Raw genomic sequence first — 20,743 nt, 5'->3', positions numbered from 1 at the left:
GGAATTAGTGGTCCTGCATATTGGCCATGCCCAGGTACACAACCGTCAGCACGGTGAAAATAAAGGCTTGGAGCATAATGATGAGGGATTCGAACAGCGACCAGACCTCGCCCATGATCAGGGTACCCCACCACGGCAAGAGAGCGAGAAGCAGGAATACCAGCTCGCCAGCAAACATATTGCCAAAGAGTCGCAAACCCAGACTCAGGGGCTTGGTGATTTCTTCAATCGCCGTCATGATGATGTTGATGGGCGCCAGGTACTTGCCGAACGGATGGGTGAGGTAGGTCTTGAAGTATGCAAACCCCTTCACGCGCAGACTGGTGAAAATGGTCAGCCCAAAGACCGCCAACGCGACCGCAAAGGTGGTGTTCAAATTTACGGTAGGCGTGATGCGGAAGTGCTCGAGCCCAAACCAACCGGCGACAACTCCAGGCAGATAGGCAGGAATCACGTCCATACTGTTCATCAGCAGGATCCACACGAATACCGTTAGCGCCACCGGTGCAATCAGGGGATCGCGCACCGGAAAACTATCGGTAACCAGCTTATCGATAAATTCTACGGTTCCTTCGAGCCAGGCCTGCATTCCGGCTGGGGCTCCCCGCTGCAGGCGGGCACCGACCACCATGGAGGTGATTACCAGGATGGCAGCCATTACCCAACCAATCAGAATGGTATCGAGATCGAAGGTCCAGAATCCCTGACCAACCGTCCAGTTGACCAGGTGATGGGCGATATCGCCAGATGCCACGTTTCATCTCCTTTTCTTGCTGCGCTCGCGCAACATGAAGCCTAAATACACAAAGTGTGCAAGCAAAAGACCGATGACCAAGCCGACGATCGGCAGGTGCAACCAGGCCAGTGCCAACAGCAAGCCCAAGATGGTGAGCACCCAGCGCTGCAGCACCGCCGCACCCAGCCGCGCGCTGGCGGCAGCCGGTGCAGCGGGGAGCGCCAAGAGGCGGCTTCCCAAAATGAGCATGTTCAATACGCTCAATAAGGCGGCGTAGAGAATGGCCCAGGCCTCTCGCGCATTCCAGAGCCACCCACAGATGACGGCAGCGAGCAAAGCCAACACCAGTACCCACGCAGCAACTCGACCGACATAGGCCGAAAATGCCCAGGAGGCCATGGTTGATTTTTCTGACATCGGCCTCACCGCAAATTGGCAGGGAGTCTAAACACGCAGTCGGACAAGGTCAAGAGACGGGCACCGAATCGTCCGTCACGCCCAGACGTTGCCACAGGCCAGTGGCCTCAGCGGCATTGCGCCAGCGAATGCGCAGCTCTCCCCCTTCACGACGGACCGCGATGCGGACTTGCAGACCCAAGGTCTTTTCCAGCTGGACGAGCAGCGCGGCAAGGTTGGGATCGACCTCCTCGGAGACTCGATTCTCACGATCCTGCACGTTTTTGACTAGAAGTTCGGCTTGGCGAACGCTCAGACCCTTGGCGATGATCTCCGCCGCCGCTTGCCGCTGCGCGGGGGGCGGCAGGGACAGCAGGGTCCGCGCATGGCCTGCAGTCAATCCGCCAGAGCGTAACTGCGGTGCCAAAGAGGGATCGAGACGGAGCAGGCGCAACTGGTTGCTGATGGCCGCTCGCGAGCGCCCCAACGCCTGGGCCAGGGCCTCATGACTCAGGTGGAATTCATCAAGCAGACGCTGCAAGGCCGCAGCTTCCTCAAGGGGGTCGAGATCCTGGCGCTGGATGTTTTCGATAATGCCAATCACCAGGGCCTGCTGTTCGGAGGCCTCGCGGATCAGGGCGGGAATCTCCCGCAGTCCGGCCAACTGTGCTGCGCGCCAGCGCCGCTCCCCGGCCAAAAGCTCATATCGGCCACCGGCCTCGGCTCGCACCAGAATCGGCTGCAGCACCCCTTCGGCGCGAATGGAATCTGCGAGCTCCGCCAGAGCCGCTTCGTCAAAATGTTTACGCGCCTGCTGTGCCCCCGGATGGATGAGGTCGAGCGGCAGATTGCGCAGGGTGCTGGTCTCCCGGTTACCGGCAAACAGGGCGTCGAGACCACGACCTAGCGCGGCAGGTTTTTTACTCATAACCGTTGCTCACGTTGCAAAAACTCTTGCGCCAGTTGGCGGTAGGCGTCGGCACCGGCACACTGCGGATCATAATGAATGGCTGGCTGGCCAAAGCTGGGGGCTTCCGCGAGCCGGACATTGCGGGGCACGATGACGCGGTACATGCGCTCGGGGAAATGGCGCTCCAGCTCCCCACTCACCTCGGTCGAGAGACGATTGCGGGCATCGAACATGGTACGCAGAAGGCCATCGACTTCCAGGCCGGGATGCAATTGTGCGCGCACCCGGCGCAGGGTGTCGAGTAGCTGCGTCAGGCCCTCCAGGGCGAAATATTCGCATTGCATAGGGATCATCACCCGATCGGCTGCAACCAGGGCGTTTAGAGTCAGGAGACCGAGGGACGGCGGGCAGTCGATAAAAACGTAATCCCAGTCCTCTGCGCCCCGCAGAGCGTCGCGCAGACGCAACTCACGTCCTTCCTGCCCGGCAAGCTCTACTTCCAGAGCAGCGAGATCTGGGCTCGCGGCGAGCAAGGACAAGGCTCCACATCCTTGCAGCGCCGCCGCCAGATCGACCTCCCCCAAAAGTAAGTGGTACACATTGGGCCAGCGACCTTTATCGGCACCGAGCCCCGTGCTGGCGTTGCCCTGCGGATCCAGGTCGATCAGCAGCACGCGCTTGTCCAAGGCTGCTACGGCCGCCGCCAGGTTGACCGCCGTGGTGGTCTTCCCGACACCGCCCTTCTGGTTGGCTATAGCCACAACCCGCATCTTATGTCTCTCTCCGCTTCGCGCTTACAGGATACCGACTGCGGGCGGAACCGACCAGTGACTGGATGACGCCGCGCTCTCCAGCTCGGCGCAGAGGGCAAAGCGTGGCGGTTGCCCGGGAACGGTCAATGGCTGCGCCACGAATCGTGCCGCCCAATCCGGTGGCAGTCTACTCATTTCTTCGGCCCAGGACGGTCCTTTGGCGAGCAGCAACGCGACCCCCGGTTGCAGGCAACTCTGGGTCATGACGAGGAACTCCGCCAGCTCAGCGGTGGCGCGACTAACCAGTACCATACCGTCGACGTAGCGTAACTCCTCGGCACGCTGTGCCCGAACTTCTACCTGCTCCAATCCCAGCAGCGACAGCACATGACGCAGAAACGCCACCCGCTTGCCCGCCGGTTCGACCAGCACGAAGGGTTGCTGCGGGCGCGCGACGGCCAGCGGAATGCCCGGCAGACCAGCGCCACTGCCGATGTCATACACCGGTCGATCCTTCGGCAAAAACGGTAACAAGGCCATACTATCGAGCAAATGCCGGTATACGGCCGCCGATGGGTCCCGAATTGCTGTCAGGTTATGGGTCCGGTTCCACGACATCAGCTCTGCCAGATAACGCAAAAGCCGCTCGCGCGCCTGCGGGCTGATTTCCTGGTCCAGGTCCATAGCGAGCAGCCCCTGATCGAGGCTCTGGCGCAGGGCGTTGCCGTCCATCTCGGGAATAGGTGGCACCTAGCTCGCCGCCGCCCAGTGGTGACGTTTCACGTGAATCAACAGCAGGGAGACCGCAGCAGGTGTGACCCCAGGGATGCGGCTGGCCTCCCCCACACTGCGCGGCTGCTGCCGCTGCAGACGTTGCCGCACCTCCGTAGACAGACCGGAAATGACGCCAAAGTCGAGATCCGCCGGAATTTCCATGCTCTCCCAGCGTTGATTGCGTTCGACCTCTTCCTCTTGCCGCTGCACGTAGCCGGCATATTTGCAGTCAATTTCCAGTACCGCGGCAAGGGAGACCGGTAACGGATCGCTGATACCACAGTCTGCCAGCAGTTCGGCGTAACCCAGCTCGGGGCGACGCAACAACTCCCAGAGGTTGTGGTCCCGGCGTAGTGGTTGCGGCAGGCGCAGGGCCAGGTGTTGGGCTGCGGGAGAGTCTTCGCCAATACGGATGGATTCCAAGCGCTGCCGTTCACCGCGCAGCGCTTCCTGCTTGGCGACAAAGCGTTGCCAGCGCTCTTCATCCACCAAGCCAAGCTCTCGGCCTACCGGCGTCAGGCGCTGGTCGGCATTGTCTTCGCGCAGCCGCAGGCGATATTCCGCGCGGCTGGTGAACATCCGATAGGGTTCATCCAGGCCGCGGGTAACCAAATCATCCACCATCACGCCAAGATAGGCCTCATGTCGTGCCGGACACCAGCCTTTTTCGCCGCGCATCCAGCGGGCGGCGTTGATCCCCGCCAGGAGACCCTGCGCCGCCGCTTCTTCGTAGCCCGTCGTGCCGTTGATCTGTCCGGCACAGAAGAGCCCCGGCAGAAGCTGGCTCTGCAACTCTGGGGTCAGAGCGCGGGGGTCGAGGTAGTCGTACTCGATGGCGTAGCCCGGGCGCAACAATACGGCGTTTTCCAGGCCGCGCATGCTGCGTACCAGCGCCTCCTGCACGGCAAAAGGGAGGCTGGTGGAGATCCCGTTGGGGTAGACCTCCTGGGTGCGCAAACCTTCGGGTTCGAGAAAGATCTGGTGTGACGCCTTGTCGGCAAAGCGCACGATTTTGTCCTCGATGGAAGGACAGTAGCGTGGTCCCTTGGATTGAATGTGGCCCCCATACATGGCCGAATGCTGCAAGTTGTCGGCGATGATGCGATGGGTTTCGGCATTAGTATAGGTGATATGGCAGGGGCGCTGTTCGACCTCGATGCGCTCCGTCAGAAAGGAAAAAGGGGGCGCCGGATCATCGCCAGGCTGGATCTCGAGCACGGAGTAATCGATGCTACGCCCGTCGATGCGCGGCGGGGTTCCGGTCTTCAGCCGGGCCACCGGAAACTCGAGGGCACGCAGACGTTCCGCCAGGGCATTGGCCGGGGCGTCACCGGCGCGTCCCGCCGGGTAACTTTGATCGCCAATGTGGATGCGTCCGGCGAGGAAAGTGCCGGTGGTAAGGACCACAGCCGGAGCCCGAAATTCCTGCCCATTCTCCAGGCGCACACCCGCAACCCTGCCATCTTCTATCAACAGATCGCCCACGCTGCCCTGAAACATCTGCAGGAGCGGTAGTTCTTCCAGCAGCTCGCGCACCGCGAGCTTATACAGGCTGCGATCGGCCTGGGCGCGCGTGGCACGCACTGCCGGCCCCTTGCGCGCATTGAGGACGCGGAACTGGATGCCGGCGCGGTCGATGGCACGACCCATGATCCCGCCCAGGGCATCGATTTCCTTGACCAGATGCCCCTTGCCAATACCACCAATGGCCGGATTGCAGGACATCTGCCCGATGGTGTCGATATTCTGGGTCAACAGCAGGCAGCGGCTGCCGCTACGCGCGACGGCCGCCGCTGCTTCAATGCCAGCGTGGCCAGCGCCTACCACAATGACGGGAAAGGTGTTTTTCATGGGCGGATTATCCTGCGACGATTGGCATCGGGCAAGTCCGGGGCAACGGCGCGAAGTACTGCACGTACTGCAGGTCAGTGCAATCGCGATAGAGACCTTATCGCTTGGCGTTCGCTAGACCTCGCCGCGAATCCGTGGCAAGAGCTGGGTGAGATTGCAGGGACGCTGACGGATATCCAACTGGGGGACGATGATCTGGCTGACCCCCGTGCGTACAGCCCCCGTGGAACCAGGCAACAGGAAAAAGAGGGTCCCCGAGCAAACCGCAGCTTCAGCGCGCGACTGTATGGTGCTGGTGCCAATTTCTTGGTAGGAAAGATAACGAAAGAGCTCGCCGAATCCTGGGATGGGCTTGCTGACCAAGGGCGCCATGGCCTCGGGGCAGACATCGCGGCCGGTGAGTCCGGTACCCCCCGTGCTGACGACGACATCGATCTGCGGGTCATCGATCCACGCCTGCATCTGCGCCCGCAGTGCCAGCAGATCATCGGCAACGATGGCACGTCGGACGATCCGATGACCTGCCTCGCGCAGCAAAATATCGGCAGCGTCACCCGACTTGTCGGTTTCGAAGGTGCGGGTGTCCGAGGCCGTGAGGATGGCAATACCCAGGGGTTGAAACGATCGTTCTTCCATCAGTCCTCCAGTTCATCTTCCGGGCGCCGCTCGCCGCGCAGCCCAATCCCCAGATTCTTCAGTTTGCGGTAGAGATGGGTACGCTCGAGACCGGCGGCTTCTGCCGTCCGGGCAATGTTCCAGTCGTTGCGCGCCAGGTGATATTCGAGAAAGGCGCGTTCGAAGCGTTCGCGCGCACGCTTCAGGGTGCCGCCAAAATCATCCGGCGAGGCGTTACCGAGGGGCATCAGACGCTGATCCAGTCCCAACGCGCCCTCCACTTCTTCGGCACTGACTTCGGGACCCTCGCTGAGAATCAACAAGCGTTGCACCAGGTTCTGTAATTCCCGCACGTTTCCGGGCCAGGGATAGTGGCGCAGAACCTCCATGGCCTCCGGCAGAAACTGCCGCCGACTCAGACCCTCGCGCCGGCGATACAGCCCCATGAACTCCTCGACCAGCTCCGGGATATCGGCACTGCGCTGCGCGAGGCTGGGCACTTGCAGCGGCAGCGCCTGCAGGCGGTAGAAGAGATCTTGGCGGAACTGCCCCGCGGCTACCAGTTTTTGCAGATCGCGCGCCGTGCCGGCAATGACGCGGACATCAAGGTCCACCGGCGTCGTCCCTCCCACCCGGAGGATGCGCCGCTCCTGCAGGGCAGAGACCAGACGCGCCTGGCTCTCGACGTTCATGTCAGCAATTTCGTCGATGAAAAGGGTGCCACCGTGTGCCAATTCCAGACGCCCCCGCTGCACACGCCCGTCTTGCTCAGCACCAAACAGCTCGACCGTGACATTGGGCTGAGCGATGACCGCCGCCCGCAAGTCGATGAATGGGCTGTTGACACGGCGGCTGTGGCGGTGCAGGTAGCGCGCCGCGACCTCCTTGCCACTTCCCGCTTCGCCTTGGAGCAGGACCCAGGAGTCTACCGCTGCAACCCGTTTGAGTTGTTCGCGAAACTGCTTGATAGCCGAACTTTCACCGGTAGGTCGCTCGATCACCCCACTCTGCTCGCGCAGTTCCCGGTTCTCGCGCTGTAGCTGGAAGGCTTCGAGGGCGTGCCCCACGCTGAGCAGGGTCTTGTCCAGAGACAGGGGCTTCTCGATAAAATCATAGGCCCCCAGTTTCGTCGCCTGCACGGCGGTTTCGATGGTGCCATGCCCCGACATCATCACCACCGGCTGCTCCAGGCCATTACTCGCGAGACGCCGGAGGAACTGCAATCCATCCTCCCCGGGCATCCAGATGTCGAGCAGAAGAAGATCGTAGAGGCCATCGCGCAGACGCACCTCGGCCTCGGCGGCACTGGCTGCCTGGGTAACACGGTAGCCCTCGTCTTCGAGGATATCGGCCAGCGTGCTACGAATATCCGGCTCATCATCGACGACCAGAATGTTGAGTCTTCCCGCTTCCTTCATGCTTCCTCCGCCACCCCCGCCGCGAGGGGAAACCGCATCACCACCCAAGCCCCGCTTTCTTCCCGGTTTCCAGCCTCGATCTGTCCACCATGCTCCTCGACGATGCGTCGCACAATGGCCAATCCCAGACCCGAGCCCTTGGGTTTACTGGTCACATAGGGCTCGAAGACGCGTGCTAGGAGATCCGCGGGAAAACCGGGGCCATCGTCTTCTACTGTCCATTCTAGCATGGGTTGCTCCGGGCCGAGCAGCATCCGAGTACGAATCCAGATGTGCCGCTGCCCCTCCGTTGCGGGTTCTGCCGTAGCAGCGATGGCATCGATGGCATTGCGCAGCAGATTGTTGAGGATCTGCCGCAGGCGATGGGCATCCGCGCGCAGCAGCGGCAGCTCCGGCGCCAGATCGCAGTGGATTTCCACTCCGGCGCCCTGCCCGCGATACAGCTCGGCGACATCGGCAATCAAGGCGTTCAGATCGATGGGATGCAGGTCCAGCTTTGGCGCTCGGGCGTATTCCGAGAAGGCATCGACCAACACTTTCAGGGCGTCGACCTGCTGGATGATGGTGTGGGTTGCCCGATCCAGCGTTTCTCCCTCGGCGCCAAGCCGTTCGAGATACTTGCGGCGCAGCCGCTCTGCCGAGAGCTGGATGGGGGTGAGCGGGTTCTTGATCTCGTGCGCCAGGCGCCGCGCTACCTCACCCCACGCGGCGCTGCGCTGGGCAGCCAACAGCGGGCTGATGTCGTCGAAGACCAGGACAAAACCCTCGGCCCCGCCCAGCTCGGCAAAGCGCGCGCCGTGCAGCAATAGGGTCTGGGTACCGTCATTCCGTTCGATCTGCAGCTCCCGTTGCATGTCGTTGCGTGGCTGCTGAATCCAGTCCTGCGCCTGCGCCCAGAATGCGGCCAGTTGCGGCTCATTTTCCGGATCCGGCAACCCGCTTTCCGGCAAACGCAGAATCTGCCTTGCCGCTGTATTGACTTCCGAGATCTTGCCATCATTCGCATATATCAGGATGCCGCTGGAAATCTGCGCGAGGATGGTCTCCAGATAATACCGTCGCTGATCGGCCTCCTCCTGCGCCTTGGCCGCCTGCTGCTTGGCGCGTGCGAGCTGTCGCGTCATGTTGTTGAAAGAATGCAGTAAAACGCCCAGCTCATCATTACTGGGAATGATTTGCAGGGGAATGAACTCGCCGCGCGCCACCGCCTGCGTCCCCGCGGCAAGGCGGGCGATGGGGGCGGTCAGGCGCCGGGCCAGGAGCAGGGCGATCCACAGGGCACTGAGCGCGGTCAGCAGGAGAGCGACCGCTAGGGTCATCTGAAAGGCCGTCTTCATGGGCCCGCGCATCAGAGTGAGCTGCCGATAGCGGTGATCGGCATTTTGCACGGCTGCAGCGGCCCGACTGAATTGCTCCGGCACCACCTGCTCCACATAGAGCAGACGATTGCCGCGGCCAAACTGCGGGTTCATCACCGGGATGAGCACGCGCACCAGGAACTGTCCGTTTTCGTCTGCTATTTTGACCAGCGGATGGTTGGCATGGGCGCCAAGCAAAAGGTCGTGGGGCAGGCGAGGGACCAGCTCGAGGTTGTCGCTGCTGGTGGCAATGATGCGATTGCTGCTGGAAAAGAGGGTGACGCTGCTCAGGCGAAACTGGTCACGCATCTGGATGACGGTCAGCACTGCGGCACTGTCCGGCTGCCCGGTGAGCGCTTGGGCAATCGTCTCCGCCGACAGCAGGGTGCTACTGCGGTAGCGGTCTACCCCCGCCTTGGCTACATCTACCGCCTGCTCGAGGGCGCTCTCCACTGCGGCGCTCAACCAGGAGTCGATGCCTTGATTGAGGTAACGCCAGGAGAAGGCAAACACCACGGCCGCTGGGGTTAGGCTGAGGATGGTGATGATCACGACCAGACGGGTGGCCAGCTGACTGCCCACCTCACCGCGCCGCACCCGCAGCAGCAGGCGGGCGACAGCGACCATGACCAACACCAGCAGAAGCAAAACGATGGCCGCCGAAGCGAGGAGCATGGGGATGAAAAAGGGGCTCAGCGGTCCGGCGGCACTGACAAAAAAAGTAAACGCGAGAAAGCCCAGGACCAGAAGGATCAGCAGCACCGCCCACCAGCGCAGGAAGCCGACGTTCCCGTCGGCGCCATCATTCTGACGCAGTGCACGCAACCAGTAGCGGCGCGGCGAAGGGCGCTGACGTTCGCTCATGCCTGCGTACCGACCTTGCGCAGCAGCGCGTAGTAGAAGCCATCCATGTCGTCTTGCCCGGGGAGGCGTTGACCGCAGCGTGGGTCTGCCACCCGCACCGCGTCGCTGTGCCCGGCAAGGAAATCCTGTATCTGCGCTTCGTTTTCTTCCGGCAAAATGGAGCAAGTGCAGTAGAGCAGGCGCCCCCCCGGTCGCAATTGTTGCCAAAGACCGCGCAGCAGACGCGCCTGCTCGTCACGCAAGGCGACGAGGTCCGGTTCGCGGTGCAGGATATCCGGGTGGCGACGAATGATGCCGGTGGCACTGCAAGGCGCATCGAGGAGAATGGCATCGAAAAGTTGCTGGTTGCCCCAGGTCTCCGGCAAGGCGGCATCGGCCTCCCGCAGCTCGGCACTAAGGCCCTGCCGTTGCAACGCCTCCTGCAGGCGGCGCAGACGGGGGGCGGAGCGGTCCAGGGCCAGTATATTTGTGGCCCCCAAGGCAAGCAGATGCGCGGTTTTGCCGCCGGGCGCGGCGCAGGCATCGAGAACTTTTTCCCCCCGCTGGGGCGCGAGAATCTCCGCTGCCAGTTGCGCCGCGCCATCCTGCACCGTGACCCAGCCGGCATCCCAACCCGGCAGTTCGCGGACTGGCAAACTGCCGGGCAGGATCAGGGCGTCCGGCAATTGGGCATAGGTGCGGCTGGGGTGACCGCATTCTTGCAAGCGCCGTTGGTATGCATCGCGACTGAGCTGCTGCCGATTGACGCGCAACCACAGCGGCGCCGGCTGGAGATTGGCGGCGACGATGGCGGGCCAGTCCTCTGGATAGGCCGCCTGCAAGCGCTGCAGCAGCCACGCAGGATGGGATTCCGACGGCGACGCCGCCACGGTGTCGAGCGCCGAACGCTCGCGCAGGTAGCGGCGCAGCACGGCATTGATCAGGCCTTTGGCCCAAGTCTTGCCGATCAGCTGGCTGGCCTCCACCCAGTCATTCACGATGGCAAAATCCGGGCGTTGCCCATGGCGCAATTCGTATAGCGCCAATTGCAGCAGGGCAAGCACCTGCTCATCCTGCTTGCCGGGGCGCAACAGACTCTGCAACGGTTCGCGCAGGGCTTGGCCCTCGCGCAGGGCGCCACTCAGCAACCATTGCAGGCTAGCCCGCTCTGCCCCCTGCAGGCCGGAGCGATCCAGGAGAAAGTCCAAGCGTTCCCCCGCCAACGCTGCCGGATAGGCCAGCAGAGCGGCGCGGCGCAGGCGCTTCCCCTGCACGGCCTCGCTCAAGCGAAAACCTCGCCCGCTTGCGGACGGTAGCCGCGCACGAAATCAGCACCGGAAAGTTGTGCCTTGCCCGCAGGTTGCACCCGGGTCAGCACCAGACTTCCCTGTCCACAAGCGACTTCCGGCCCTTCCGGCGTATTCGTGATCAGCGTGCCTGGTACGCCGCTGGCGCCGCCCAAACGCGCCGCCCAGACGCGTAACGGCTGCTCCCGAAAACTCGTGTGCGCCACCGGGTAGGGATGGTAGGCCCGAATCAGGCGTTCGCTGGTCGCGGCGTCCTGTGACCAGTCGATACGCGCCTCTTCCTTGCGCAGCTTTTTGGCGTAGATCGCTCGTTCGTGATCCTGGGGCTGGGGTCGAAGTTCCCCCAGCCACAGGCGGTCGAGGGCTTCGCAGAGGGCCTCGGCACCGAGTTCCGCCAGCCTGTCGTGCAGGCTGGCGCCGGTATCCGTATCCAGAATCGGCGTGCTGCGTGTCCACAGCACCGGGCCGCTGTCCAGTCCGGCTTCCATCTGCATGATACAGATCCCGGTTTTTTGATCGCCAGCAGCCAGCGCACGGACGATAGGAGCGGCACCGCGCCACGCCGGCAGGAGACTGGCGTGGACATTGATGGCGCCGAGGCGCGGCAGATCGAGCATCGCCTGCGGCAGAATCTGGCCAAAGGCAACGACAATGAGCAGATCGGGGGCCAACTGGGCCAACCAGTCGAGGGTTTCAGGACTGCGGCTGGATTCCGGCTGTAATACCGGCAGCCCCGCCTGCATCGCCAGGGTCTTGACCGGACTCGCCTGCAGCTTGCGCCCGCGCCCCGCAGGACGATCCGGCTGTGTCAAAACGCCGACGACATGGTCCTGACGTGCCAACAGGTGAGCGAGCACGATTTGCGCGAACTCCGGCGTTCCGGCAAAGACGATGCGCCGGTCCTCAGCCATGCTGGCGCACCCGCTTTTCTGCCTTGCGGCGAATCAGGTTCTGTTTCAGGCGGGAAAGATGATCGACAAAGAGCACGCCATTGAGGTGATCGATTTCATGCTGCAGACAGACTGCCAGCAGGCCGTCGGCTTCCAGCTCCAGAGTCTTGCCACTGACGTCCTGAGCGCGCACCTTGACCCGATCAGCGCGGCGCACGGTCTCGAGGACCCCAGGAACAGACAGACATCCCTCCTTCATCTCCTCCTCACCGGATTTCTCGATGATTTCGGGGTTGATGAGGGTCAGCAGCTCGTTGCGTCCATCGGAAACATCGACGACGATCAATCGCTGCCCGGCGGCCACCTGTGGTGCCGCAAGGCCGATGCCCGGGGCATCGTACATGGTTTCCGCCATATCATCCGCCAATTGACGGATTACCCGATCGATTCGTGCCACCGGCTGCGCCAGACCTTTGAGGCGGGTATCGGGATATTCGACAATTTTCAAAAGTGCCATAACCGGTCCGTTCTCGCAAAAATGGTTATCTTGGACTAATACTATGGGGCGCGGAAGTCCCAAGGAGATGAGATCATGCGGAAACGTGTTGTACCCCTGGCTATTGCCTGCGCCCTGCTGGGCCCTCTCGCCCCTGGCCTGGCACTCGCCGAGCCAGCAGCTGTCAGCCAGCAGTTGGGCAGTTATGTCGTACAACCCGGTGATACCCTATGGGGCATCGCCGCTCATTTTCTCAAAAATCCCTGGGAATGGCAGAAGATCTGGCGCGCCAATCCACAGATCCGCAATCCCAATCTGATCTACCCCGGCGATCGTATCGTCCTGTACCGGATGCCCAATGGCGAACCCGCCGTCGAGGTCATTCCCCTGCAACCCCAACTGCAGGTAGCGGCCATTCCCAGTTACCATACGGGTATCATCATGCCCTTTCTGCACAGCCCGGCCATCGTCGCCAACAAGCAGGAGTACGACAAACTGCCCTATCTCGCTGCGGCACTGCATGAGCGTCCCGCCTATACCGCCGGGGACAAGGTCTTCGTCAGCGGCCTCGACCAGGCTGCGGTGGGCACCCGCTACAGCATCGTGCGTCTGGGTACAGAGCTGCATCGCCTGGCCGACCCCAAGCCACTAGGCTACAGCATGGTCAACCTGGGCACGGCAGAGGTACTGCGCAACGGTAGTGAGGCAGAAATTCGTATTCTCTCAGCGCGGCGGGAAATCGATCTGGGCGACCGTCTGGTGCCGATCAGCCAGAGTCCGGCGCCACACTATTTCCCGAGCGCGCCCAAGCGGGCCGTCGCGGCACAAATCGTCGCCAAAACCAACAACGCCGAAGAACTCACGGTAGGGCAGGTGGTCATCCTCGATCAGGGCGCAAATGCCGAGTTGGAACCGGGCAACGTGATGGAGATCGACGACTCGGCACGGATGGGCAAGAATGCCGTCACCGGCAAGGATTTCCCCCTGCCCCCGGAAAAAATTGGTAGCCTGATGATTTTCCGCGTCTTCCCCCAGGTGTCTTATGCCGTCATCACCTCGGCAACGCGCGGCATTCCCTTGGGCGCCAATGTTTATTACCCGGTTGCCGGACCGGCAAAACTGCAGCAAGAGGCTCAACTCACTCCTTGAAACACTCCGCTTGGCTTGCCCTCCTGCGCTGCCCCGGTCTCGGCCCACGACGGCAGCGCCTCTTGCTGGAACAACAGGAGTCTGCGGAGGCATGTTTTGGCGTGCGCCATCCCGATCTCCCTGCCGTCAGTCAGGAGTGGCTGCGCCGGGACCCGGAAGACTGCCTGACGGATGCCGATCGCCAATGGTTGGCAAACGCCGAGCAGGATCTCTGTACCTGGTTCGATGACGATTATCCCCCCTTGCTGCGGGAAATTGCCGATCCGCCCATGGCCCTGTTTCTGCGCGGTCAGCGCGCCCGGCTGCGCGACCCACTTTTCGCCATTGTCGGCAGCCGCAACCCGACGCCGGTGGGGAATGCCACAGCCCGTGCCTTTGCCGAGGAGCTGGGCAAGAACGGACTGGTGATTGTTAGTGGCCTGGCCATCGGCATCGACGCCGCCGCGCACCAGGGTGCCCTGCATTCGGGTACCATCGGGGTACTGGGCACCGGCACCGATCTGATCTATCCGCGCGAAAATCTGGACCTCGCCCGCGCCATTCTGCCGACTGGCCTCATCATCAGCGAACAGCCCCCCGGCACCCGCGTCCATCGTGGCCTCTTTCCCCGCCGTAATCGGCTGATCAGCGGGCTTTGCCTAGGAACTTTGGTGGTCGAGGCAGCGGAAAATAGCGGCTCCCTGATCACCGCCCGTCTGGCCATGGAACAGGGCCGTGAGGTCTTTGCCATCCCTGGCTCGATCCACAGCCCTCTGGCCCGCGGTCCCCATCGTCTGATTCGGGACGGGGCCAAGCTGGTTGAGACAGCACAGGATATTCTCGAAGAGCTGGGACCTCTTTTTGCTGCCAGTCAGAGTGCTACGGTACGGGAACTGCGGCAGCCGGAAGACGAAACAGAACGTCAGGTATGGGCGGCACTGGGACAGGAAACCCTGAGCAGTGAGGAGATTGCCAGCCGCTGCGGATTGACGCTCCCGGCGCTTTCGTCCATCCTCTTGCACATGGAAATCCAAGGATATATCGCCTCCTGCCCTGGGGGGCGTTTCTGTCGCCTTCCCAATACCAACTAGGGGTCTGCCATGGAAGACGTCATCGACATCATCAGTTACCTGCTCGACCACCTCGACGACGACGAGGAAAACAGCGAGATCGAGGAGCAACTGCTCGCCGCAGGGTACCCGGAAGAGGGAATTCAGCGTGCCCTCGACTGGATGGATGGCTTCGACGAAGACCACAGCCCCGAAAACAGCCGCTCTGCCATCCGCAGCTATCAACCCTGGGAAAATCTGCAGTTGTCGGTGGCAACGCGAGGGCAGCTAGCGGAATGGGAACATCTGGGCGTCATCAACAGCAGTATCCGGGAGCGCATTATCGACCGTCTTCTGGCCCTGGAACTGGAAGAAACCGACCTGGAGACCCTCGACTGGGTCGCCTTTCTGGTCATGGTCAACGAGGACGGCCCCGACGGCTACTGGATGGACCAACTTCTCAGCCCCGATGGCCGTCGTATCCTGCACTGACGCATGACCCACTTGCTGATTGTCGAGTCGCCAGCGAAGGCGAAAACCATCCAGAAGTATCTGGGCGGCGACTTTGCGGTGCTTGCCTCCTACGGCCATGTGCGCGATCTGCTGCCGAAGGAAGGGGCCGTCGATACCGAACACGATTTTGCCATGCGCTATGCGGAAATCGCACGCAACGGCAAACATGTCGATGCCATTGCCAGTGCATTGCGCAAGGCCGATAGTCTCTGGCTCGCCACCGACCCGGATCGCGAGGGCGAGGCGATCTCCTGGCACCTAGTAGAGCTGCTGCGCGACAAGAAGTTGCTCGACGGCAAACCGGTACAGCGGGTGGTTTTCCATGAAATCACCCCGCGCGCGGTGCAGGACGCCGTGGCGCATCCGCGTGCGATTGCCATGGATCTGGTCAATGCCCAGCAAGCGCGCCGCGCGTTGGATTATCTCGTCGGTTTCAATCTCTCGCCGCTGCTCTGGCGCAAGGTACGCCCCGGTCTTTCCGCCGGTCGCGTGCAGAGCGCAGCCCTACGCATGATCTGCGAGCGTGAGGCCGAAATCCGCGCCTTCGTTGCGCGCGAATATTGGACCCTGAGCGCAGAGCTGGAGCAGGAGGAAAAGCGTTTTTCCGCACGCCTCAGCCAGTGGCAGGAGAAAAAGCTCGAGCAATTCGACATTCCCGATGCGGCGGCTGCCGAGGCGATACGCAGCGAGATCCTCGCCGACCTCAAGCGCCAGCCGCTCCAGGTAATCAAGGTCGAGCGCAAGCAGCGTCAGCGGCAACCGGCCGCGCCGTTTACCACCTCGACCCTGCAGCAGGAGGCCTCACGCAAACTCGGCTTCAATGCCAGCCGTACCATGCGCGTTGCTCAACAACTTTACGAAGGCATCAGTATCGGTAACGAGACCGTTGGTTTGATCACCTACATGCGTACCGATGCGGTGAATCTCTCCGAAGATGCCATTGCCGCCCTGCGCGACTTCGTGCAACAACACTTTGGCAGCGAATATCTCCCCAAAGAGGCGCGTCGTTTCAAGACCAAGGCCAAAAATGCCCAAGAAGCCCACGAGGCCATCCGCCCCACCGACATCCGCCGTCACCCCGATAGTCTGCAGGGCCGCCTCGACAAGGATCAATGGCGTCTGTACGACCTGATCTGGAAACGCGCCGTCGCCTGCCAGATGGCCGCGGCACAGCTGGATCTGGTAGCCGTTGATTTCACTGCGGAGAGTCACTGGCAACTGCGTGCCAATGGTTCGACGGTCACCTTTCCCGGTTTTCTCGTGGTCTATCAGGAAGGCAAGGACGAGCAGGACGAAGACGACGAGCAACGCCTGCTGCCTGCCCTGCAAAACGGCGATCAACCCGCCTTTCATGGGATCGAAGCCGAACAGCATTTCACCGAGCCGCCGCCACGCTACAGCGACGCAACCCTGGTCAAGACCCTGGAGGCGCATGGAATTGGTCGACCCTCCACCTACGCGAGCATCATCCAGACCCTGCAGAACCGGGAATATGTTGCGGTGGAACAGCGGCGTTTTCACCCTACCGACTTGGGGGAGGTAGTCAACCAGTTTCTGGTGCAGCATTTCGACCAATATGTTGACTATGGCTTCACCGCCGAGCTCGAGGACCAGCTCGATGCTATCTCCCGCGGCGAGAAAGACTGGCAGCCAGTACTGAAGGCCTTCTGGCAGCCTTTTCATGAGCGGCTGGAAGAGAAGGCCAATATCAGTCGCTCCGAGGCAACCAGCGAGGCGATCGACGAAAACTGCCCGGAATGCGGCAAACCGCTACGACTCAAGCTGGGGCGCTACGGTCGCTTCATCTCTTGTAGTGGCTATCCCGACTGCAATTACGCCCGCCCCATCGACGGTCCGCGTGAGGCACCGGAGCCGGTCGGACGCGACTGTCCTGATTGCGGCAAGGCCTTGGTCTATCGCCAGGGGCGCTACGGTCGCTTCATTTCCTGCAGTGGTTACCCCAGCTGCAAATATCTGGAGAGCCTGAACACACCCAAATCCACCGGCGTCACCTGTCCAGACTGTGGCAGCGGCGAGTTGGTGGAGAAGCGCAGCCGCTACGGCAAGGTCTTCTACTCCTGCAACACCTACCCCAAATGCAAATACGCCGTGTGGGGAGAACCCGTCGCCCGCGCCTGCCCACGCTGCACTTGGCCAGTGCTGTATAAAAAGAGCACCAAGCGTCGCGGTGAGGAGTTGGTCTGTCCACAGGCCGACTGCGCCTTCCATTTTCCAGAAGCGGCGGAACCGACCGAAATCGAAGAATTGTTGCGCGACTATCTACCGCCGGAGCCCAAAGCAGAGGAGGAACGGACCGACAACAGCGCGAAAAAGGGCGCGCGTCGAAGCCCGAGCACCGCGAAAAAGGCAAGTAGCAGCAAGAAGTCCGCCGGCGCTAAAAGCACCCGCAAAAAATCCAGCCCTGCCAAGGTTTGAAGCATGACCTACGTTGTCACCGAAAATTGTATCGAATGCAAATATACCGATTGTGCCGAAGTCTGCCCTGTCGAATGCTTTCACGAGGGGCCTAATTTTCTGGTCATCGACCCTGCCGAATGTATCGACTGTGCGGCCTGCATTCCCGAGTGTCCGGCTGACGCGATCTATGCTGAAGATGAAGTGCCTGACGACCAGAAACATTTCACCGCCCTGAATGCAGAACTCACCCGCCACTGGCCTGTCATACTGCGTAAAAAGGCGGCCCTGCCCCAGGCAGAAGAGTTCAAGGGGAAGAAAGACAAGCTGCCGCTGCTGCGGCGCGATCGGCCCTGACCGGTTTCACGTGAAACATGAATCCTACCCCGAAATCGATCCTGCGCCTTAGTGGCGGGGTATTCACCCTCAGCGTCTTGCGTCTGACGGACGCCTCTGTCAAGACCTTGCAGGCAGAACTTGCGGCCCAGGGATCCGCGTTGCGTCTGGTAGAGGGGGCAGCGGTCGTCCTGGACCTGACCGACATCGATCCCTCACTTTCCCTACCTTATACCGAATGGCTGGAGACTCTCCGCGAAGCCGGCTGTTTTCCCATCGGCGTGCGCAATGTCAGCGACGAACAAGCGGAAGCCGCGGCTGCTCTCGGGCTACCCCACCTGCGCGGCAGCGACGCCAAGATCGCCACTGCGCCTTCCAATGTGCCGCTGGTGACGCATGCCGCTGCCGGTAGCGTATTCAGCCAGCCCCTGCGCTCAGGTCAGCGCCAGTACGCGCGGGGTGGCGATCTGGTCTGCCTGGGCGCCGTCAACGCTGGTGCCGAAGTCTTGGCCGACGGGCATGTCCACGTCTATGGCCCCTTACGCGGCCGGGCCCTGGCGGGCGTTCAGGGAGACGAATCGGCACGTATTTTCTGCCAACGTCTGGAGGCCGAGCTGGTAGCCATTGCCGGCGTCTACATGACCCTTGACGCGGAGCACCCTCTTTGGGGCAAAGCTGCACAGGTTTCCCTCGATGGTGAACACCTGCATATAATCGCGTTGGAGAATTAATACAGGAGAGAAACTCGTGGCCCAAACTGTCGTCGTCACCTCCGGTAAAGGGGGGGTGGGCAAAACCACTACCAGCGCCGCCTTCGCCAGCGGCCTTGCCCAGCGCGGGTATCGCACTGTCGTCATCGATTTTGACGTAGGCCTGCGCAACCTCGATCTGGTCATGGGTTGTGAGCGTCGGGTGGTCTACGATTTCATCAACGTCATTCATGGAGAAGCACGCCTGCAGCAAGCGCTGATCCGCGACAAGATGCTGGAAAACCTCTACATCCTGCCGACCTCGCAAACCCGCGACAAAGACGCCCTGACGACAGAGGGTGTGGCTCGGGTCATGGAAGAACTGCAGACACAGTTCGATTACATTGTTTGTGACTCGCCCGCCGGCATCGAAAGCGGCGCCTTGCGGGCGCTGTACCACGCCGATGCTGCGATTGTTGTCACGAATCCCGAGGTTTCCTCGGTCCGCGACTCCGACCGCATCCTGGGCATTCTTGCCGCCCGCTCCAAGCGCGCCGAGGAGGGCGCCGAGCCCATTCGCGAACATCTCCTGCTTACCCGCTATGCACCGAAGCGCGTCCAGGGTGGCGAAATGCTCTCCCTCGACGATGTGCAGGAGCTGCTACGCATTCCGCTGCTCGGCGTGATCCCGGAATCCGAGATCATTCTGCAGGCCTCCAACCAGGGCATTCCGGCGATCCACATGCAAGGCTCGGATGTTGCCCTGGCCTATGAAGACGTCGTGGCAAGGTTTTTAGGCGAAGAGCGACCACTGCGTTTTGTACAGCCTGAAAAAACCGGCTTCTTCAAGCGACTCTTTGGAGGCTGATATGTCGTTTCTCGATTACTTTCTCGGATCGCGAAAAAAGACGGCCAGCGTCGCCAAAGATCGCCTGAAGCTGATCCTCGCGCATGAGCGCAGTGCCGATACACCGGACTTTCTTCCCGCACTGCAGGAAGAGTTACTGACGGTCATCAGCAAATACATGCCCGTCGAGAAGGATCAGATTTCCGTGCACATGGAGCGCCGCGGTGACTTTGAGGTGCTGGAGCTCAACATTCTCTTTCCGGAGCAACATTCGCCAGGCTAACGAGGGAGCAGATGGCCAGACGTCGGCGCGTTTCACGTGAAACCAAAGTTACCGGACAGGTGCAACGCAGCGGGCTCCCGCCGGGAACCTTGTTGGACAAACCGGGCGCTGTCCCGGCCGAGCTACGTCTGGTTGTCTACAGTCCGCAAAACTACTCCGTGGACAAGGAAGCAAACATTGCCAGTGCCGCTGCCAGCAGCGAGGCACATCGCGGGGTCATCTGGCTGCACTTCCATGGTACGCCAGACCGCGCGCAACTAGAGGAATTGGGCACGCGTTTCCAAATCCATCCCCTGACTCTGGAAGACATACAAAGCGCCCAGCAGCACGCGAAACTCGAGCCCTTCGAAAACTATGTCCACCTGCAATGCCAGCAGATATCGCGGCATGGTCACGAGTTCCAGGTCACCCCCTTCCACATCATTCTACGCGAAGGCTTGGTAATCAGTGTGTCCGCCGCGCGCCAGGGGCTGACCACGGTACTACTGGACCGCATACAGAATGACCAGTCACGGCTTCGCCGCAGCGGGGCGGAATACCTCGTCTATGCCTTACTGGATCTGGTGGTGGATCAGGCCTTTCCAGCGTTACAAGGCTTCACCGATGAGGTGGAACGACTGGAGGAAGAGCTCCTGCAACGCACTCACAAAGCGCAACTTGCCGAGATACAGCAGAGCAAAAGGGACCTGATCCTGTTCAATCATGTCCTCTGGCCCATGCAGGAAATGGTCTCGCGCCTGAACCACAGCATCGGCGAGCACCGCCTCCTGCCCGACGGGCTACGTCCCTATTTGAACGACCTCTACGACCATACCATTCAGCTCATGAGCCTGCTGAACAGCGAACGCGACGTGGTCAGTGGTCTGATGGATATCTACTTATCGATGGTGAACAATCGCCTGAGCGACATCATGCGCGTGCTGACCATCATCTCCACCATTTTCATTCCGCTCACCTTCATCACCGGTATCTACGGGATGAACATCGACGGCATCCCCCTACTGCATTATCGCTACGGCTACGATATCGTTGTGGGCTTCATGTGGCTCGTTGCCTTGACCATGATCTGGTATTTCCGCCGCCGCGGTTGGATGTTTCAGCGCGAGAACCACGATCATAGCTAATTCCACGACACTG

The 20,743-nt window shown here is 61.4% G+C and carries 21 protein-coding genes; 9 read left to right on the top strand and 12 right to left on the bottom strand.

What is annotated here, in order from left to right; translation table 11 throughout:
- Positions 1-4: 4 nt before the first annotated feature.
- From atpB to def, 12 genes are all read right to left on the bottom strand, one after another.
- Positions 5-754 carry a F0F1 ATP synthase subunit A gene (atpB, locus tag MQE22_RS00245; RefSeq protein ID WP_215872118.1) on the bottom strand — a complete coding sequence of 250 codons (750 nt, stop codon included), beginning with the start codon at positions 752-754 and terminating at the stop codon, positions 5-7.
- A 3-nt stretch (positions 755-757) separates the two neighbouring features.
- Positions 758-1,153 carry an ATP synthase subunit I gene (locus MQE22_RS00240; protein ID WP_226827225.1) on the bottom strand — a complete coding sequence of 132 codons (396 nt, stop codon included), beginning with the start codon at positions 1,151-1,153 and terminating at the stop codon, positions 758-760.
- Positions 1,154-1,202: 49 nt separating this feature from the next.
- Entirely contained in the window at positions 1,203-2,060 is an 858-nt protein-coding gene (locus MQE22_RS00235) for a ParB/RepB/Spo0J family partition protein (protein WP_215872119.1), read from the bottom strand.
- Entirely contained in the window at positions 2,057-2,812 is a 756-nt protein-coding gene (locus MQE22_RS00230; protein WP_215872120.1) for a ParA family protein, read from the bottom strand. The genes MQE22_RS00235 and MQE22_RS00230 overlap by 4 nt, the downstream gene beginning before the upstream one ends.
- 24 nt (positions 2,813-2,836) lie before the next feature.
- The gene (gene rsmG, locus MQE22_RS00225; protein WP_255789877.1) at positions 2,837-3,544 is read right to left on the bottom strand and encodes a 16S rRNA (guanine(527)-N(7))-methyltransferase RsmG; all 708 of its coding nucleotides are present in this window, start codon (positions 3,542-3,544) and stop codon (positions 2,837-2,839) included.
- A complete protein-coding gene (mnmG, locus tag MQE22_RS00220; RefSeq protein ID WP_215872121.1) occupies positions 3,545-5,419 on the bottom strand; it encodes a tRNA uridine-5-carboxymethylaminomethyl(34) synthesis enzyme MnmG in 1,875 nt (624 codons plus the stop codon).
- A gap of 114 nt (positions 5,420-5,533) precedes the next feature.
- Positions 5,534-6,055 (bottom strand): molybdenum cofactor biosynthesis protein B, encoded by a 522-nt coding sequence (gene moaB / locus MQE22_RS00215; protein ID WP_215872122.1) that lies wholly within the window; start codon positions 6,053-6,055, stop codon positions 5,534-5,536.
- The gene (locus tag MQE22_RS00210; protein WP_215872123.1) at positions 6,055-7,452 is read right to left on the bottom strand and encodes a sigma-54-dependent transcriptional regulator; all 1,398 of its coding nucleotides are present in this window, start codon (positions 7,450-7,452) and stop codon (positions 6,055-6,057) included. The genes moaB and MQE22_RS00210 overlap by 1 nt, the downstream gene beginning before the upstream one ends.
- Positions 7,449-9,674 carry a sensor histidine kinase gene (locus MQE22_RS00205; protein WP_215872124.1) on the bottom strand — a complete coding sequence of 742 codons (2,226 nt, stop codon included), beginning with the start codon at positions 9,672-9,674 and terminating at the stop codon, positions 7,449-7,451. The genes MQE22_RS00210 and MQE22_RS00205 overlap by 4 nt, the downstream gene beginning before the upstream one ends.
- Entirely contained in the window at positions 9,671-10,939 is a 1,269-nt protein-coding gene (gene rsmB / locus MQE22_RS00200) for a 16S rRNA (cytosine(967)-C(5))-methyltransferase RsmB (protein WP_215872125.1), read from the bottom strand. The genes MQE22_RS00205 and rsmB overlap by 4 nt, the downstream gene beginning before the upstream one ends.
- The gene (fmt, locus tag MQE22_RS00195; protein WP_215872126.1) at positions 10,936-11,871 is read right to left on the bottom strand and encodes a methionyl-tRNA formyltransferase; all 936 of its coding nucleotides are present in this window, start codon (positions 11,869-11,871) and stop codon (positions 10,936-10,938) included. The genes rsmB and fmt overlap by 4 nt, the downstream gene beginning before the upstream one ends.
- Positions 11,864-12,367, bottom strand: coding sequence for a peptide deformylase (gene def, locus MQE22_RS00190; protein WP_215872127.1), 504 nt, complete (start codon positions 12,365-12,367; stop codon positions 11,864-11,866). Before def ends, fmt begins: the two co-directional genes overlap by 8 nt.
- A 75-nt stretch (positions 12,368-12,442) precedes the next feature.
- On the opposite strand from def, the gene MQE22_RS00185 reads away from it, so the two are divergent.
- From MQE22_RS00185 to corA, 9 genes are read left to right on the top strand one after another with little or no spacing between them, the layout of a single operon-like run.
- Positions 12,443-13,495 carry a LysM peptidoglycan-binding domain-containing protein gene (locus MQE22_RS00185; RefSeq protein WP_215872128.1) on the top strand — a complete coding sequence of 351 codons (1,053 nt, stop codon included), beginning with the start codon at positions 12,443-12,445 and terminating at the stop codon, positions 13,493-13,495.
- Positions 13,492-14,565 carry a DNA-processing protein DprA gene (dprA, locus tag MQE22_RS00180; RefSeq protein ID WP_215872129.1) on the top strand — a complete coding sequence of 358 codons (1,074 nt, stop codon included), beginning with the start codon at positions 13,492-13,494 and terminating at the stop codon, positions 14,563-14,565. The genes MQE22_RS00185 and dprA overlap by 4 nt, the downstream gene beginning before the upstream one ends.
- A 9-nt stretch (positions 14,566-14,574) precedes the next feature.
- Positions 14,575-15,015 carry a Smg family protein gene (locus MQE22_RS00175; RefSeq protein ID WP_215872130.1) on the top strand — a complete coding sequence of 147 codons (441 nt, stop codon included), beginning with the start codon at positions 14,575-14,577 and terminating at the stop codon, positions 15,013-15,015.
- A 3-nt stretch (positions 15,016-15,018) separates the two neighbouring features.
- The gene (gene topA, locus MQE22_RS00170) at positions 15,019-17,472 is read left to right on the top strand and encodes a type I DNA topoisomerase (RefSeq protein WP_215872131.1); all 2,454 of its coding nucleotides are present in this window, start codon (positions 15,019-15,021) and stop codon (positions 17,470-17,472) included.
- Positions 17,473-17,475: 3 nt separating this feature from the next.
- On the top strand, positions 17,476-17,808 hold the full coding sequence (gene fdxA, locus MQE22_RS00165) for a ferredoxin FdxA (protein WP_215872132.1): 333 nt from the start codon (positions 17,476-17,478) through the stop codon (positions 17,806-17,808).
- A 17-nt stretch (positions 17,809-17,825) separates the two neighbouring features.
- On the top strand, positions 17,826-18,518 hold the full coding sequence (gene minC, locus MQE22_RS00160) for a septum site-determining protein MinC (RefSeq protein WP_215872133.1): 693 nt from the start codon (positions 17,826-17,828) through the stop codon (positions 18,516-18,518).
- A gap of 16 nt (positions 18,519-18,534) precedes the next feature.
- Positions 18,535-19,344, top strand: a complete 810-nt coding sequence (minD, locus tag MQE22_RS00155) for a septum site-determining protein MinD (protein WP_215872134.1) — start codon at positions 18,535-18,537, stop codon at positions 19,342-19,344.
- Between the two features lies 1 nt (position 19,345).
- Complete coding sequence (gene minE / locus MQE22_RS00150; protein WP_215872135.1) at positions 19,346-19,606, top strand: cell division topological specificity factor MinE; 261 nt, start codon at positions 19,346-19,348, stop codon at positions 19,604-19,606.
- Positions 19,607-19,617: 11 nt separating this feature from the next.
- Entirely contained in the window at positions 19,618-20,730 is a 1,113-nt protein-coding gene (gene corA / locus MQE22_RS00145; protein WP_215872136.1) for a magnesium/cobalt transporter CorA, read from the top strand.
- The last annotated feature ends 13 nt before the right edge of the window (positions 20,731-20,743 follow it).

The organism is Acidithiobacillus sp. YTS05, from assembly GCF_024396695.1.
In the GTDB taxonomy this organism is placed as follows: Bacteria; Pseudomonadota; Gammaproteobacteria; order Acidithiobacillales; family Acidithiobacillaceae; genus Igneacidithiobacillus; species Igneacidithiobacillus copahuensis.
This window is presented reverse-complemented; position numbering and strand designations above follow the sequence as displayed.

What these genes read in the sequence shown, in the direction of transcription:
- fmt (WP_215872126.1), bottom strand. Translation starts at nt 11,871, where the DNA reads ATGGCTGAGGACCGGCGCATCGTCTTTGCCGGAACGCCGGAGTTCGCG.
- mnmG (WP_215872121.1), bottom strand. Translation starts at nt 5,419, where the DNA reads ATGAAAAACACCTTTCCCGTCATTGTGGTAGGCGCTGGCCACGCTGGC.
- topA (WP_215872131.1), top strand. Translation starts at nt 15,019, where the DNA reads ATGACCCACTTGCTGATTGTCGAGTCGCCAGCGAAGGCGAAAACCATC.
- corA (WP_215872136.1), top strand. Translation starts at nt 19,618, where the DNA reads ATGGCCAGACGTCGGCGCGTTTCACGTGAAACCAAAGTTACCGGACAG.
- MQE22_RS00175 (WP_215872130.1), top strand. Translation starts at nt 14,575, where the DNA reads ATGGAAGACGTCATCGACATCATCAGTTACCTGCTCGACCACCTCGAC.
- MQE22_RS00205 (WP_215872124.1), bottom strand. Translation starts at nt 9,674, where the DNA reads ATGAGCGAACGTCAGCGCCCTTCGCCGCGCCGCTACTGGTTGCGTGCA.
- def (WP_215872127.1), bottom strand. Translation starts at nt 12,367, where the DNA reads ATGGCACTTTTGAAAATTGTCGAATATCCCGATACCCGCCTCAAAGGT.
- fdxA (WP_215872132.1), top strand. Translation starts at nt 17,476, where the DNA reads ATGACCTACGTTGTCACCGAAAATTGTATCGAATGCAAATATACCGAT.
- minC (WP_215872133.1), top strand. Translation starts at nt 17,826, where the DNA reads ATGAATCCTACCCCGAAATCGATCCTGCGCCTTAGTGGCGGGGTATTC.
- MQE22_RS00240 (WP_226827225.1), bottom strand. Translation starts at nt 1,153, where the DNA reads ATGTCAGAAAAATCAACCATGGCCTCCTGGGCATTTTCGGCCTATGTC.
- MQE22_RS00230 (WP_215872120.1), bottom strand. Translation starts at nt 2,812, where the DNA reads ATGCGGGTTGTGGCTATAGCCAACCAGAAGGGCGGTGTCGGGAAGACC.
- moaB (WP_215872122.1), bottom strand. Translation starts at nt 6,055, where the DNA reads ATGGAAGAACGATCGTTTCAACCCCTGGGTATTGCCATCCTCACGGCC.
- minE (WP_215872135.1), top strand. Translation starts at nt 19,346, where the DNA reads ATGTCGTTTCTCGATTACTTTCTCGGATCGCGAAAAAAGACGGCCAGC.
- MQE22_RS00235 (WP_215872119.1), bottom strand. Translation starts at nt 2,060, where the DNA reads ATGAGTAAAAAACCTGCCGCGCTAGGTCGTGGTCTCGACGCCCTGTTT.
- MQE22_RS00210 (WP_215872123.1), bottom strand. Translation starts at nt 7,452, where the DNA reads ATGAAGGAAGCGGGAAGACTCAACATTCTGGTCGTCGATGATGAGCCG.
- MQE22_RS00185 (WP_215872128.1), top strand. Translation starts at nt 12,443, where the DNA reads ATGCGGAAACGTGTTGTACCCCTGGCTATTGCCTGCGCCCTGCTGGGC.